This is a genomic window from Kitasatospora sp. NPDC004289, from assembly GCF_053602875.1.
The window spans coordinates 53991-69013 of record NZ_JBSGEL010000004.1 but is presented as its reverse complement, the minus strand read 5'-3'; the positions used below and the strand labels follow the sequence as shown (position 1 = coordinate 69013).

Annotated in this window: 14 protein-coding genes; 3 read left to right on the top strand and 11 right to left on the bottom strand. The window is 69.3% G+C overall.

The genetic code is table 11. From position 1 onward, the window contains the following. Positions 1-207 precede the first annotated feature (207 nt). The 9 genes from ACWEPF_RS03865 to ACWEPF_RS03825 form a co-directional block, all read right to left on the bottom strand. A complete protein-coding gene (locus tag ACWEPF_RS03865) occupies positions 208-2505 on the bottom strand; it encodes a hypothetical protein (RefSeq protein ID WP_452171286.1) in 2298 nt (765 codons plus the stop codon). 93 nt (positions 2506-2598) lie between these two features. Beyond that, positions 2599-2976 carry a metal-sulfur cluster assembly factor gene (locus tag ACWEPF_RS03860; RefSeq protein WP_345280668.1) on the bottom strand — a complete coding sequence of 126 codons (378 nt, stop codon included), beginning with the start codon at positions 2974-2976 and terminating at the stop codon, positions 2599-2601. Between the two features lie 21 nt (positions 2977-2997). After that, the gene (sufU, locus tag ACWEPF_RS03855; protein ID WP_345280666.1) at positions 2998-3450 is read right to left on the bottom strand and encodes a Fe-S cluster assembly sulfur transfer protein SufU; all 453 of its coding nucleotides are present in this window, start codon (positions 3448-3450) and stop codon (positions 2998-3000) included. 14 nt (positions 3451-3464) lie between these two features. Then, complete coding sequence (locus ACWEPF_RS03850) at positions 3465-4730, bottom strand: cysteine desulfurase (protein ID WP_380149102.1); 1266 nt, start codon at positions 4728-4730, stop codon at positions 3465-3467. Between the two features lie 5 nt (positions 4731-4735). Further along, positions 4736-5500 (bottom strand): Fe-S cluster assembly ATPase SufC, encoded by a 765-nt coding sequence (sufC, locus tag ACWEPF_RS03845; protein ID WP_345280664.1) that lies wholly within the window; start codon positions 5498-5500, stop codon positions 4736-4738. Positions 5501-5506: 6 nt separating this feature from the next. Continuing rightward, on the bottom strand, positions 5507-5824 hold the full coding sequence (locus tag ACWEPF_RS03840; protein ID WP_345280662.1) for a bifunctional 3-phenylpropionate/cinnamic acid dioxygenase ferredoxin subunit: 318 nt from the start codon (positions 5822-5824) through the stop codon (positions 5507-5509). Further along, positions 5824-7053, bottom strand: a complete 1230-nt coding sequence (sufD, locus tag ACWEPF_RS03835; protein WP_452171285.1) for a Fe-S cluster assembly protein SufD — start codon at positions 7051-7053, stop codon at positions 5824-5826. Before sufD ends, ACWEPF_RS03840 begins: the two co-directional genes overlap by 1 nt. A gap of 60 nt (positions 7054-7113) precedes the next feature. Continuing rightward, complete coding sequence (gene sufB, locus ACWEPF_RS03830) at positions 7114-8529, bottom strand: Fe-S cluster assembly protein SufB (RefSeq protein WP_452171284.1); 1416 nt, start codon at positions 8527-8529, stop codon at positions 7114-7116. Next, the gene (locus ACWEPF_RS03825) at positions 8526-9368 is read right to left on the bottom strand and encodes a helix-turn-helix transcriptional regulator (protein WP_452171283.1); all 843 of its coding nucleotides are present in this window, start codon (positions 9366-9368) and stop codon (positions 8526-8528) included. The genes sufB and ACWEPF_RS03825 overlap by 4 nt, the downstream gene beginning before the upstream one ends. A gap of 164 nt (positions 9369-9532) precedes the next feature. Between ACWEPF_RS03825 and ACWEPF_RS03820 the strand changes: the two genes are divergently transcribed. Next, positions 9533-10456, top strand: coding sequence for an ABC transporter ATP-binding protein (locus tag ACWEPF_RS03820; protein ID WP_452171282.1), 924 nt, complete (start codon positions 9533-9535; stop codon positions 10454-10456). Further along, a complete protein-coding gene (locus ACWEPF_RS03815) occupies positions 10453-11217 on the top strand; it encodes an ABC transporter permease (protein ID WP_452171281.1) in 765 nt (254 codons plus the stop codon). Before ACWEPF_RS03820 ends, ACWEPF_RS03815 begins: the two co-directional genes overlap by 4 nt. Before the next feature lie 3 nt (positions 11218-11220). On the opposite strand, the gene ACWEPF_RS03810 is transcribed toward ACWEPF_RS03815, so the two are convergent. Both ACWEPF_RS03810 and ACWEPF_RS03805 read right to left on the bottom strand, forming a co-directional pair. Continuing rightward, positions 11221-11790, bottom strand: coding sequence for an LPXTG cell wall anchor domain-containing protein (locus tag ACWEPF_RS03810; RefSeq protein WP_452171280.1), 570 nt, complete (start codon positions 11788-11790; stop codon positions 11221-11223). Positions 11791-11959: 169 nt separating this feature from the next. Beyond that, entirely contained in the window at positions 11960-13228 is a 1269-nt protein-coding gene (locus ACWEPF_RS03805) for a choice-of-anchor A family protein (protein WP_452171279.1), read from the bottom strand. 470 nt (positions 13229-13698) lie between these two features. Here ACWEPF_RS03805 and ACWEPF_RS03800 point away from each other — a divergent pair, with 470 nt between their 5' ends. Then, on the top strand, positions 13699-14967 hold the full coding sequence (locus tag ACWEPF_RS03800; protein WP_452171278.1) for an acyltransferase family protein: 1269 nt from the start codon (positions 13699-13701) through the stop codon (positions 14965-14967). The last annotated feature ends 56 nt before the right edge of the window (positions 14968-15023 follow it).

The window sequence follows — 15023 nt, the reverse complement described above, 5'->3', positions numbered from 1 at the left end:
GCACGAGCACAACAAGCAGGACGACCCCCTGGACCTCCATCGGGCTCTCTCCTCACAGATCGTCAGGAGGCACCGGCTGCACCCCCTTGTTGCCTCGAAGCACAGCAGCCCGATGTGGCTCGTGCCCGTCCAGTGCTCGCCTCCCTGCGCATCCAAGCAGGTCAGAGCCCTTCAGCTGGAATTCCACCCTGGAAGTGAACAGCCCTGTCAGTCCTTGTAGGCGCGCTTGGGCAGATGGCTATCGCCGCCGTAGAACGGGATGAACCACTCTTCGGGCTGGAGATACGCAATGCCGAGGCGACGGTACATGAAGCTATCCGGGTCTGCGACTGAACTCATCCACGGCAAATAGAGGAAGAGCACGTCGTGATCCTCAAACAACAGATCAGAGCACAAGCTCCAGTCGTAATCGCCACGCTCAGCAGGAAGATCACCTGCAATGGCTGCCACCAGGTCCGGCTCGTCAGCAGTCATCGCGGACGCAGACTGAAGTGCTAGGTGCAACGCCATTTCCTCGCCAGTACAGGTCGGCGTCGGACGATCACCCGTTCGCAGGTCGTCGGCAAGGTACTCGAAGCACCGCTGGAAGTTTCGCCGCCATTTCCGCTTCATTTTCCAAGCTTGCGCCGGCAGATCAGACAACACGAAGAGGTCGTCGTTCTTGCCTCGAATCGGCCTACCACCAATTTCCTCGAGGTCCTCACCCACCGCGTCCTGCATCATCTCCAGCGCGGCTCGAAGCACCGCCCGCGTCCGTGCCGTCAGGCCCCAGGAGTAGTCCTCGTCCTCTTGGTCATCCACCAGGCATTCATCGGCGCCGGCTGGCTCGTCATACATCTCCGGCTGAGGCCAGACGCCTGGACGACGGAAGTAGGCATGTGCCTCCGCGTCACCCGCCTTCGCTGCCCGAATGAACCACTTTCGCCCCTTCTCGTACTGGTGGTTGCGCATGAAGTGATTGCCCATGAGCCGCATGGCCACCCCATCGCCGAGGTCAATCGCCCGACGCAGCATCTTCTTCGCCGTCTTGGGGTCAGTACCCCTCAACATCTCGCCAAGCGCGCGAAGAGCCGTGAAGTCATCCTGCTCGGCCAGGGGCTGCAGTACCTCCATGACGATGGCCGGAAGGTCGTTCATGTATGCGGCGAACGCGACTCCGAACCGCTGATTGTCAGTCTCGGCCAACCGAACGGCAGTGCGCCACACAGACTCGGGCAGCATGTCTGGCTTCGGCCCCCGCTCTCTCAGTGTGGCGTCCACCAAGTAGTCGAAGGGGCGCAGGCCTGAATCCGCTGGCAACAGTAAGGCGGTGACGCCATACCGAACCTGGGTCGCCCAGCTATAAGCGGCGCTCCAGTCCTCAGGAGCCAGGAGACCAGGCCTCTCTCCTTCAAGACAGGACTCGTGCAACTCACGCAGTGTGTCCTCGGAGAGCGGCTCCTCGACTCCTGCCAACGTCAGGCCAACAGCTGCTCGCACGATCGCCGCTCCACGAGGATTTCCTCCGACTCGGCTTGCCGCGTCAAGTTCCTCCAGAAGTCGGGGGCCGGCAACGAGGCTCTCAGCAATGCCGTGGTTACCAGCCAACTTCAGCGCGTCAGTCATCCGTGAGTCGGGAGCCTCCTCAACGGCCTCCCGCAGACGTCCCAGCTCGGAGTCGGTCCACAGGCGCTTGATAGCGATCTCGCGACACGATCGAAAAACGTCCGAGCCCGATCCGAGCTTCTCATGGGCCTCGCGGAAGCTCTGACGGATCGTCGCAAGCACGATCACCCCCGCACGACGCAGATCGCGCAGCATCACCAAGTTGAAGCCGCTCGACTTCAGTACGAGATAGTGCTCCAGGTCGTCCAACCACAGCACCCGAGACCGTCCCTCGTTGGCGCGTTGCAGCAAGACCTCCACAAGTGGTCCAAGCTCCTCCGGCGACGTCGGAACCACAAGCTCTGCTTCGGGCAATACAGCTGACAGAGCCTCGTAAGCGCTGCGGGTCTTGCCGGCTGTCGAGTCTCCTACCAGCAGAAGCATGCCACCCTCGGCAGCCAACTTCCGGAGAGCCGATCGCAGTTGGCCATCCACATCGCGCATCACATAGTGCGGAACTGTGGGCTCACCCTCCGCCTCACGCGCCCGGTAGACACCGAGTTCCCATGGATGCCAATCCCGGACTGTCCTCACTGGCGCCGCAGACGAGACTCCAGGGGCTTCCGTACGCGCCCGCTGGTAATGCTGCTTCCAGTCATCCCAGTCAAACTGTCCGCGGACACCACCAAGCGCCTCAAGTGTGATGAGCAGAGACCTGAGGACATCCGGTCCCCCAGGAAGCCCTCTCCCCTTTTGCCAAGAACTGATCGTAGAACCCGACAACGGGACGGTCCTCGGTAGTGACGCACTCTTGTCAGCTATCTGCTTCAAGGTCGGCCGACCCACCTGCTCGATCGCTTCCCGCACCCGGACCGCAAAGCTGTCCCTGGCGCTGATCGGCCCGTCGTTCTTCTCCAGCATGGCGTCACAGTGCCAGGACGCACTGACAGACAACGCCAAACGGCCGACCACCCCTAAGTCATCGGAGTGATCGGCCGTTGTGCTGACGACTGCTCAGACGTTGAAGCCGAGCGCGCGGAGCTGGTCGCGACCGTCGTCGGTGATCTTGTCCGGGCCCCACGGCGGCATCCAGACCCAGTTGATCCGGAGGTCCTTGACCAGGCCGTCGGTGGCGGTCTTGGCCTGGTCCTCGATCACGTCGGTGAGCGGGCAGGCGGCCGAGGTGAGGGTCATGTCGATGGTGGCGACGTCGCCCTCGTCGATGTGGATCCCGTAGATCAGGCCGAGGTTGACGACGTCGATGCCCAGCTCGGGGTCGACCACGTCCATCAGGGCCTCGGTGAGGTCCTCGACCGAGACCGTGCCGGCGGTGGTGCCGACGATCTGGACCGGGCCCTCGGCCGGCGTGGTGCCGGCCTCGGTGTCGCTCATGAGTCAGTCCTCATCAGTAGTTCAGTCGTTGACGACGGGGTGCTCGGAGAGCGCCTGGGCGGTGGCGTCCTTCCAGGCCATCCAGCTCAGCAGCGCGCACTTCACCCGGGCGGGGAACTTGGAGACCCCGGCGAACGCGACCGCGTCCTCCAGGACCTCCTCGTCGCCCTCGCCCTGACCCTTGCTCTGCATCAGCTCCAGGAAGGCCTCCTGGATCGCCTGGGCCTCGCCGACCGTCTTGCCGACCACCAGCTCGTTCAGCACCGAGGCGCTGGCCTGGCTGATCGAGCAGCCCTGGGAGTCGTAGGAGACGTCCGCGACCACCGGGCCGTCGAGCTTCACCCGGAGGGTGATCTCGTCGCCACAGGTCGGGTTGACGTGGTGCACCTCGGCGTCGCCGTCGCGCAGGCCCTTGCCGTGCGGGTTCTTGTAGTGCTCCAGGATGATCTCCTGGTACATCGAGTCCAGCTTCATGCCGCGCTCACCCCTCAGCCGAAGAAGTTGCGGACGTGGTGCAGGCCGTCGATCAGCGCGTCGACCTCACCCGGCGTCGAGTAGAGGTAGAACGAGGCCCGGGTGGTGGCCGGCACGCCGAAGCGCAGGCAGACCGGCCGCGCGCAGTGGTGGCCGACCCGGACCGCGATGCCCTGCTCGTCGAGCACCTGGCCGACGTCGTGCGGGTGGATGTCGCCGAGCGTGAAGGAGATCGCGGCGGCCCGGTCCACGGCGCTGCGCGGACCGATGATCCGCAGGTCCGGGACCTCCAGCAGGCGCTGCACCGCGTACTCGGTGATCGCGTGCTCGTGGGCGGCGATCTTCTCCATGCCGATGTTCGACAGGTAGTCGATGGCCGCGCCGAGGCCGACCGCCTGGGCGATCGGCGGGGTGCCGGCCTCGAACTTGTGCGGGGCCGGGGCGTAGGTCGAGGCGCCCATGGTGACGGTCTCGATCATCTCGCCGCCGCCGAGGAACGGCGGGAGGTCCTCCAGCAGCTCCTGCCGGCCCCACAGCACGCCGATGCCGGTCGGGCCGAGCATCTTGTGGCCGGTGAAGGCGACGAAGTCGGCCTCCAGCGCCTGGACGTCCAGCACCATGTGCGGGGCGGCCTGCGAGGCGTCGATCAGCACCAGGGCGCCGACCGACTGGGCCTTGCGGACGATGGTCTCGACCGGGTTGACGGTGCCGAGCAGGTTGGAGACCAGCGTGAAGGAGACGATCTTCGTCTTCTCGGTGATCAGCTCGTCGATGTTGGAGAGGTCGAGACGGCCCTCGTCGGTGAGGCCGAACCACTTCAGCTTGGCGCCGGTGCGCTGCGAGAGCAGCTGCCACGGCACGATGTTGGAGTGGTGCTCCATCTCGGTGATGACGATCTCCGAGTCGGCGTCCACCTTGTACGGCTCGTCGGCCCAACCCAGCATGTTCGCAACGAGGTTGAGGGACTCCGAGGCGTTCTTGGTGAAGATCACCTCATCCCGGCTCGGCGCGTTGATGAACGCCGCGACCTTGTCGCGGGCACCCTCGTAGAGCGCCGTGGCCTCTTCGGCCAGCACGTGCACACCACGGTGCACGTTGGCGTTGTGCCGCTCGTAGTACGCGTTCAGCGCGTCCAGGACCTGGCGGGGCTTCTGCGAGGTGGCCGCGTTGTCCAGGTAGACCAGCTGCTTGTCGTCGTGCAGCAGCCGCTGGAGGACCGGGAAGTCCTTGCGGATCGCGTCAGTGTCCAGGAGCCCGGTCAGCGCCGAGCCGGGATGAATGATCGTCACTCGGAAGCGCCGCCCTTCACATATGCCTCGTAGCCCTCGTTCTCCAGCTTGTCGGCCAGCTCGGCACCGCCGGACTCGACGATGCGGCCGCCCGCGAAGACGTGGACGTGGTCGGGCTTGATGTACCGCAGGATGCGGGTGTAGTGCGTGACCAGCAGGGTGCCGACCTCACCGGTCGAGCGGACCCGGTTGATGCCCTCGGAGACGATCCGCAGCGCGTCGACGTCCAGGCCGGAGTCGGTCTCGTCGAGGATCGCGATCTTCGGCTTGAGCAGCTCCAGCTGGAGGATCTCGTGGCGCTTCTTCTCGCCGCCGGAGAAGCCCTCGTTGACGTTGCGCTCGGCGAAGGCCGGGTCCATGGACAGCGCGGCCATGGCCTCCTTGACCTCCTTCACCCAGGTGCGCAGCTTGGGGGCCTCGCCGCGGACGGCGGTGGCGGCGGTGCGCAGGAAGTTGGAGACCGAGACGCCGGGGACCTCGACCGGGTACTGCATGGCCAGGAAGACGCCGGCCCGGGCGCGCTCGTCGACCGACATCTCCAGCACGTCCTCGCCGTCCAGCAGGACGGTGCCGCCGGTGACGGTGTACTTGGGGTGGCCGGCCAGCGAGTAGGCCAGGGTGGACTTGCCGGAGCCGTTCGGGCCCATGATCGCGTGCGTCTCGCCCTGCTTGACCGTCAGGTCGACGCCCTTCAGGATCTCGCGGGGGCCGTTCTCGGCCTCGACGGAGACGTGCAGGTCACGGATTTCAAGCGTTGCCATGTGTACTCAGGACTCCTGGTTGACGGAGACGAGCACATCGTCCCCTTCGATCTTCACGGGATAGACGGCGACCGGCTTGGTGGCGGGCAGACCGTTGGGCTTGCCGGTGCGCAGGTCGAAGCTGGAGCCGTGCAGCCAGCACTCGATCATGCAGTCCTCGACCTCGCCCTCGGAGAGCGACACGTTCGCGTGCGAGCAGATGTCGTTGATCGCGAACACCTCGCCCTCGGTGCGGACGACGGACACCGGTACGCCGTTCAGCTCGACGCGCTTGGGGGTGTCCTCGGCCAGCTCGGACAGCGCGCAGGCTCGGAGAAAGCTCATCAGACGGCCGCTTCCAGCTCGGCTTCGATCTTCTCCATCAGGTGGTCCTGGATCTCCGGGACGCCGATCTGCTGGACCAGCTCGGCGAAGAAGCCGCGGACCACCAGGCGCCGGGCCTCGTCGGCCGGGATGCCACGGGCCATCAGGTAGAAGAGCTGCTCGTCGTCGAAGCGGCCGGTCGCCGAGGCGTGGCCGGCGCCGACGATCTCGCCGGTCTCGATCTCCAGGTTCGGGATCGAGTCGACCCGGGCGCCGTCGGTGAGCACCAGGTTGCGGTTGAGCTCGTAGGTGTCGGTGCCCTCGGCGGCGGCGCGGATCAGCACGTCGCCGACCCAGACCGCGTGCGCGTCCTGGCCCTGCAGCGCGCCCTTGTAGACCACGTTGGACCGGCAGTGCGGGGTGTCGTGGTCGATCACCAGGCGGTGCTCCAGGTGCTGCCCGGCGTCCGCGAAGTACAGGCCGAAGAGCTCGGCCTCGCCGCCGGGGGCGGCGTAGCTCACCCGCGGGTGCAGGCGGACCACGTCGCCGCCGAAGGTCACCACGACCGACTTGAGCGAGGCGTCCCGGCCGACCAGGGCGGTGTGCTGGGCGGCGTGCACCGCGTCCCGCTCCCAGTCCTGGATCGAGACGAAGGTGAGTTTGGCGCCGTCGCCGAGCAGCAGCTCGACGTTGGCCGCCCGGGTGCCGGTGCCGGTGTGGTTGATCACCACGACCGCCTCGGCGAAGGGCTTGACCTCGACCAGCACGTGCGCGAAGGCGGTGCCGCCCTCGCCGTGCACGTCGATCCGGACCGGCTCGGTGAGCACCGTCTCCTTGGGGACGGTGACGACCAGCGCCTGCTGGAACGCGGAGAACGCCTGCGCGGCGACCCGGTCCACCGGCTTGCCGGCCTTGCCCAGACGGGCGTCGTCCCGGCCGACGGTCTCGGCGGTGACGCCCTCGGGCAGGCTCAGCTCGACCTTGTCCTGGCCGGCCGCGCCCTCGGCGGCGGTGCCGTCGTGCAGGCCGCCGAGGCGGTGCAGCGGGGTGAACCGCCAGTCCTCCTCGCGGCCGTGCGGCACCGGGAAGTCGTTGACGTCGTACGAGGGCTTGACCGCGACGCGGGCGTCGATCGGCTGCTTGACGGTGGCCCGGCCGGTGCCGGGGCCCGCGAGCTGGGCGCCGGCGCCGGCGGTGCCGACCTCGATCGAACCGGCGGTGGTGGAGCCGGAAGTGTTCTGCTCAGCCATGGCTGTTCGTGGTGCTCTCTTCCTCAAAAAGTCGGGCGGGTCACGGAGACTGACGGTGCGTCAGCCGACCGAACCCTCCATCTGCAGCTCGATCAGCCGGTTGAGCTCCAGCGCGTACTCCATCGGCAGCTCGCGGGCGATCGGCTCCACGAAGCCGCGGACGATCATCGCCATCGCCTCGAACTCGGTCATGCCACGGCTCATCAGGTAGAACAGCTGGTCCTCGGAGACCTTGGAGACCGTCGCCTCGTGGCCCATCGAGACGTCGTCCTCGCGGACGTCGACGTAGGGGTAGGTGTCCGAGCGGGAGATGGTGTCCACCAGCAGCGCGTCGCAGAGCACGTTGGACTTGGCGCCCTTGGAGCCCTCGCCGATCTCGATCAGACCGCGGTACGACGTCCGGCCACCGCCGCGGGCCACCGACTTGGAGACGATGTTCGAGGAGGTGTTCGGGGCCATGTGGACCATCTTGGCGCCGGCGTCCTGGTGCTGGCCCTCGCCCGCGAAGGCGATCGACAGGGTCTCGCCCTTGGCGTGCTCGCCCATCAGGTAGACGGCCGGGTACTTCATGGTGACCTTGGAGCCGATGTTGCCGTCGACCCACTCCATGGTGGCGCCCTCGTACGCGACGGCGCGCTTGGTCACCAGGTTGTAGACGTTGTTCGACCAGTTCTGGATGGTCGTGTAGCGGCAGCGGCCGCCCTTCTTGACGATGATCTCGACCACGGCGCTGTGCAGCGAGTCCGAGGAGTAGATCGGGGCGGTGCAGCCCTCGACGTAGTGGACGTAGGCGTCCTCGTCGACGATGATCAGCGTCCGCTCGAACTGGCCCATGTTCTCGGTGTTGATCCGGAAGTAGGCCTGCAGCGGGATGTCCACGTGCACGCCCTTCGGCACGTAGATGAACGAGCCGCCGGACCACACGGCCGTGTTCAGCGCGGCGAACTTGTTGTCGCCGGCCGGGATCACGGTGCCGAAGTACTCCTTGAAGAGCTCCGGGTGCTCCTTGAGCGCGGTGTCGGTGTCCAGGAAGATGACGCCCTGCTCCTCCAGGTCCTCGCGGATCTGGTGGTAGACGACCTCGGACTCGTACTGCGCGGCGACACCGGCGACCAGGCGCTGCTTCTCCGCCTCCGGGATGCCGAGCTTGTCGTACGTCGCCTTGATGTCGGCGGGCAGCTCCTCCCAGGAGGCGGCCTGCTTCTCGGTGGAGCGGACGAAGTACTTGATGTTGTCGAAGTCGATGCCGGTCAGGTCGGAGCCCCAGGTCGGCATGGGCTTCTTGCCGAAGAGCTTCAGGCCCTTCAGGCGCAGGTTGAGCATCCACTCCGTCTCGGACTTCTTCGCCGAGATGTCGCGGACGACGTCCTCGCTGAGGCCGCGCTTGGCGGTGGCACCGGCGGCGTCCGGGTCGGACCAGCCGTACTCGTAGGTGCCGAGGCCCTCGAGCTCCGGGTGCGAAACGGTGTCAGTCATGCGAGGTTCCTCCGCGCGGACGCAGGTACTGGTGGAGTGGACGTACCGGCAGTCGGCACGGCACCGGGCAGCTGGCGGGCGCCAGCTGACGGTGCGGCACCGGGTGCCGGCACATAGGTGGTGCAGACCCCGTCGCCGTGGGCGATGGTGGCCAGCCGTTGCACATGGGTGCCCAGGAGCTGGGAGAAGACTTCCGTCTCCGCCTCGCAGAGCTGCGGGAACTGCTCGGCGATGTGCGCGACCGGGCAGTGGTGCTGGCAGAGCTGGGCGCCGGCCGGCGCCTTGGGGGAGGCCGCCGACGGCACTCGCCGCACCGTGGCAGCGTACCCGTCGGCGCTCAGCGCCTTCGCCAGCGCCTCGGCGCGCTGGCCGGAATCGGCCAGCTCCAGCTCGGCGCGGTAGCGCTCGCCCTGGCGGCCGAAGCGGTCCCGGGCGAAGGCGGCGACCGCCTCCTCACCCGCCTTGCCGCCGCCCACCGACTCGGAGATCCAGCGCAGCGCGTCGGCGGCGAGCTGGTCGTAGGCCTGGTAGAAGGCGGACCGGCCCGCGTCGGTGAGGGCGAAGACCTTGGCCGGGCGGCCGCGGCCGCGGCTGCCGTAGACCCGCTGCTCGCGCGCGTCGACCAGCCCGGCGGCGGCGAGGCCGTCCAGGTGGCGGCGGACGGCGGCGGCGGTCAGGCCCAGGCGGCTGGCCAGGTCGGCCGCGGAGGACGGCCCGTGGTCCAGGATCGAGCGGGCGACCCTGTCCCGGGTGGCCGGATGGCCGTCCGTCTCCGGGGACGCGGGCACGGCGCAGCCGGGGGCCGCGTGGGCCTCCGGCAGCTGGGCGTGCTCGCGCATGTTTTTCACAACACGATTGTTGCGTAATTCCTTCCGGAGGTTCAAGCCGTGATCCACACCTCACCGATGACATCTGTCACGCAGGCAAGCCTTACCTGACCTGGGATTTGTGATCATCGAGGCCCGGTCCGGGGGCCGGTGCGGGCCCTCTTAGACTCAGCCGCATGCATAGCGAACCAGCGGTCCAGGTCACCGGGCTGGTGAAGAGGTACGGCTCGAAGACCGCCGTGGACGGGCTCGACCTGACCATCGCCCGGGGCAGCGTGACCGCCGTCCTGGGGCCGAACGGCGCGGGCAAGACCACCACCATCGAGACCTGCGAGGGATACCGCCGTCCGGACGCCGGGACCGTCCGGGTGCTGGGCCTCGACCCGGTCGCCGAGGCGGCCGCGCTGCGGCCCCGGATCGGCGTGATGCTGCAGTCCGGCGGCGTGTACGCGGGGGCCCGCGCGGTCGAGATGCTGCGGCACACCGCGAAGCTGCACGCCCACCCGCTGGACGTGGACGCGCTGGTCGAGCGGCTGGGCCTCGGCTCCTGCGGCCGCACCACCTACCGCCGGCTCTCCGGCGGGCAGCAGCAGCGGCTGGCGCTGGCGATGGCCGTGGTCGGCCGCCCCGAGCTGGTCTTCCTGGACGAGCCCACCGCCGGGCTGGACCCGCAGGCCCGCCGGGCCACCTGGGAGCTGGTCCGCGACCTGCGCCGGGACGGCGTGACCGTGGTGCTGACCACCCATCACCTGGACGAGGCCGAGGAGCTGGCCGACCGGGTGGCGATCGTGGACGCCGGCAGGGTGATCGCCGACGGCACCGTGGAGGAGCTCTGCCGCGGCGGCTCCGAGTCCGCCCTGCACTTCGAGGCCCCGGCCGGCCTCGACCTCGGTGGCCTGCACAAGGCTCTGCCGGACGGCGCCCACGCCACCGAGACCTCCCCCGGCAGCTACCGGGTGGAGGCCACCCTCGACCCGGCGCTGCCCGCCACCGTGACCGCCTGGTGCGCCTCGGTGGGCGTGCTGCCCGAGAAGCTGACGGTGCGTCGGCGCAGCCTCGAAGACGTCTTCCTCGAACTGACCGGACGGGAACTGCGATGACCACCTACGAGCCGATGCCCGGCGCCGCCCCGGTCGGGCGGATGCTGCTGGCGCAGACCGCGTTCGAGACCAAGATGCTGCTGCGCAACGGCGAGCAGCTGCTGCTCACCGTGGTCATCCCGACCGTGCTGCTGGTGCTGTTCTCGGCCGTGGACGTGGTGGACGTGGAGGGCCCGGGCAAGCGGGTCGACTTCCTGGCCCCGGGCCTGCTGGCGCTCGCGGTGATGTCCACCGCCTTCACCGGCCAGGCCATCGCCACCGGCTTCGAGCGGCGCTACGGCGTGCTCAAGCGGCTGGGCGCCAGCCCGCTGCCGCGCTGGGCGCTGATGGCCGCCAAGACCGGCTGCGTGCTGGTGACCGAAGTGCTCCAGGTGGCCCTGCTCTCGGCGATCGCGCTGGCCCTGGGCTGGTCCCCGCAGGGCAGCCCGCTCGCGGTGGCCGCCCTGCTGCTGCTCGGCACCGCCGCCTTCTCCGGCCTCGGCCTGCTGATGGCCGGGACGCTGCGCGCGGAGGCCACCCTGGCGGCGGCCAACCTGGTCTTCGTCCTGCTGCTGCTGGCCGGCGGCGTGGTGGTGCCGCTGTCGAAGTTCCCCTCCGCGATCCAGCCGGTGCTGGAGCTGCTGCCGATCAGCGCGCTCTCCGACGGGCTGCGCGGGGTGCTCCAGCACGGCGCCGGGATGCCCTGGGCGGACCTGGGCATCCTCGGCGCCTGGGCGGTGCTGGGGCTGGGCCTGGCGGCCCGCTTCTTCCGCTGGGAGTAGCCCTCAGCGCGAGCGGCGGCGTCCGACCAGCACCAGGGCGCCGCCGACCAGCAGCACGCCAGCGCCGGCCAGGGCGATCGGGACGGCGCTGCCGCCGCCACCGGTCTCGGCCAGCTGCGGGGCGCTCGGCTTGGGGCTCGGCTTCTTCGACGGCGTCGCGCTGGGCGTCGGGGTCGGGGTCGGGGTGGCGCTCGGGGTCGGCGTGGGCGTCGGGGTGGGCTTCGGGCAGGGGGCGCTGGTCGCCGTCTTGGTGATCGGGGACTTGGGCTCCTGATCGGTGGTCACCGTGAGGGTGACGGTGAGGTCCTCGGTGTGCGCGGCCACCGGGAACTCCTTGGTGAACGCGGTGGAGAACTTCTCCTCCGTGAGCACCGCCTTGCCGCCGATCTCCAGCGAGACCCGGTTGGTGAACTGCTCGCCGTAACCGGACAGCCGGACGCTGACCTTGTCGCAGCCGACCGTCCACTCGACGCCGTGCTGCGGCGATACGGCCGCCGCGCCACCCGCCAGCAGTACGGGGGCCAGGACCCCCGTCGCCAGTACCGCGCCGAACACCCCACGCTGCCGTGCCATCCGCTGCTCCCTCCCGAACGACCTTGCCCGGCAAGGGTCTTGACTCCCCCGCGCGGACCTTCGAGCGGACTCTACCGGCGGACGGCCGCGGCACCGGCGGGCTTGGCGAAAAAAGTACGCACCCGCCGTTCGGTTCCGAACGGCGGGTGCGTGCCCTGCTGACGGCCGGTCAGGCGCGGCGGCCCTTGCGGCGGCGGGTCGCCACCACGACGGCCGCGCCGGCGCCGACGATCACCACGCCGCCGATGGTCAGCGGCAGCAGGCCGCTGGCGCCGGTGAAGGCCAGGCCGCCCCCGGGCGAGGAGGGGGAGGCGCTCGGTGCGGTGCCGCCGGGGGTGGTGGCGGACCCGGACGGGGTGCCGCTGCCGCCGGCCGAGGGGGTGCCGGAACCGCTGGGCGGAGTGGAGGGGCCGGTGCCCGGGGTGCTCGGCGACGGGCTGGCCGACGGCGAGGCCGAGGTGCTCGCGGACGGCGAGGGGCCGGTGCCCGGGGTGCTCGGCGACGGGCTGGCCGACGGGGTCAGCGGGAGGCAGCCGGCGAAGGGGTAGTGGTGGGTCTCCGCGCCGCCGGTGCCGACCAGCGACTTGGCGATGACGGAGCCGTTGACCGGGCCGCCCTTGCCGAGGTCGAAGTGGGCGTTGGGGGCGAGCACGCTTCCCGGCCAGGCGTTGCCGCTGTTCTTGACGACCTGGGTGGCGGTCGGGAAGTTCCAGAGCAGCTTCTCGCGGACGGCGCCGCCCGCGACGCTCTGCAGCTTGTCGTCCAGCACGCCGTTGAGCAGGAACCCGGTGGTGCCGGCCTTGGCCTGGTCGTAGGAGCCGCCGGTCACCGTGACGACGGTGACGGCGCCGGCCGGGACGGTCAGGTGGACCTCCTTGGCCTTCTCCAACTGCTCGGCGGGGACGACGAAGTGGTTGAGCTTCTGGTCGGTGCCGGTGAGGCGCAGCGCGTTGCCGTCGGTGACGGCCTTGCCGTTCGCGGGCGCGGCGGCCAGCTGGGTGGAGGCGGCCCGCAGCTTGGCGAACTCGGCGGCGAAGTCGATCGGGGACGGGCCCTTGGCGATCTTGCCCTGGTGCGCCTCCAGCTTGCCCGTCAGGGTGCCGCCGTAGACGCCGTTGCCCTTCATGACCTGGACGTTGCCGGAGACGTTGCCGGCCACCACGAAGGCGTTCTTCCCGGGCAGCCGGTCGATCTGGGCGGCGGTCAGCTCGTTGCCGACGGTGAAGGTGCCGCTGAAGTTGCCTCCGACCGCGACCGCGCCCTCGGCGTCGGGGCTGTGCGAGTCGTCGCCCTCGATGAACTCGCCGTAGAGGTTGGCCACGCCGAGGCCGGCGCACTGGTCACCGTTCGGGACCGCGGAGGCCGTCGGGACGGCGAGGGGGGCGAGGGCGAGCGAGCTGCCGAGGAGGAGTGCGGCGGCGGGCACGGATATGCGCATGTGCAGGATCTCCGCTGTGGGTGCGGCCATGACGGAACACGGGTCAAGGCGCACTCTTTCCAGCCAACCCCCGACTGGTCAAGACCAATGTCGCGAATGCCCGAGACTGCCCCTGAATGCCCAGCAGTTCGGGAGAGTTGACGTTTTATGAGGATGAAACGGGCACTCCCCCGACCTGACGGTGGCCTGCCAGCCTTGGGGTGTACGTAATCTCGATCCGGTCACAAGGGAGGCGCAGAACCACTCAGATCGGACATTGACGGTCAATCAGCCGACGGGGCTGCACTAGCGTCAGCCACGGTGACCACCTCTCCCCTCCTCGGCGCCCTCCCCCAGGCGCCCGTGCCGGCCACCATCCGGGTCGACGGGGCGGTCGCACCGGCCACCACCCCGGCCCGCTGAACCTCCCCGCCCGCGGCACCGCCTCCCCCCGCACCGCCCGCTCCGTCCTCACCGCGCAGGAACCGCCCATGTCCAGCCACCCGCAGCACATCGAAACCGTCCAGCTGCGCGTCCTGCCGCAGCCCCGCATCCCCGAGGAGTGGCAGCTCCCCGAGCCTGCCGCCGCCGGGCCCGAGGCCGAGCCCGAGCCCGCCCCGGTGAAGCGCGGCGGCGGCCGCGACCGCTACCTCGACCTGCTCCGCGCCCTCGCGCTGGGCCGCGTGGTGCTCTACCACAACTTCAGCTGGTCCTGGCTGCCGCTGGTCTTCCCGTCCATGGGCGTGATGTTCGCGCTGGCCGGCTCCCTGATGGCCCGTTCGCTGGCCAAGCCCGCGCTCGGCGTGATCCGCGGCCGACTGCGCCGCCTGCTGCCGCCGCTCTGGCTGTTCGGCGCGGTGATCACCACCCTGTGGATCCTGGACGGCTGGGGCCCGAACTCCGAGGGCCACCCCGGCTGGTGGTGGGGCAAGATGGCGCTGTGGCTGGTGCCGCTCTCCACCCCGCCCTACCCGGTCGGCGACCTGCCCGGCTTCGGCGGGCTGATGGAGCACAGCTGGGGCGAGCAGGTCGGCGTCCCGCTCTGGTACCTGCGGGCCTACCTCTGGTACGTGCTGCTCTCCCCGCTGATGCTGCGCTGCCTGCGCCGCTTCCCGGTGGTCACCGTGCTGACCCCGCTGGCGCTGGCGATGGCCAGCGGCTACCTCCCCGAGGACGGCCGGATCTGGGAGACCCTCAGCGACTTCCTGGTCTTCGGCTCCTGCTGGATCCTCGGCATGGCCCACAACGAGGGCCTGCTCAAGAAGCTCCCGCAGTACGTCGCCCCGTCCGTCGCCCCGCTGGTGATGCTGGCCGGCTTCTGGTGGTACACCAGCCGCCCGGTGATCGACCCGACCGAGGTCACCGACCTGGAGAGCGTCCCGGTCGGCCAGGCGATCTGGTCCTTCGGCTTCGTCCTGCTGCTGCTCCACCTCAGCCCGTCGTGGAAGGAGTGGCCGCCGAGGCTGGAGCGCTGGAACGGTCTGATCAGCCTGCTCAACGCCCGCGCCGTCAGCGTCTACCTCTGGCACACCCTGGCGCTGGAGCTCTCCGTCCCGATCATCGACCTGTGCTGGCGCAGCGACTTCCTCGCCGAGAACCTCGGCTGGCTGCTGCGCACCATGTACCCGCAGCTGCTCGTCGGCGTCCCGCTGATCGGCCTGTTCGTCCTCTGCTTCGGCTGGATCGAGGACCTGGCCGCCAAGCGCAGACCCCGGCTGTTCCCCTGGCCCCGCCGGATCAAGGGGAAGAGACGCGCCTGACGGCGGGCGGCGCCCTGGTGCATTGATCACGAATAAGGCGAATTACAGTGTCAGGC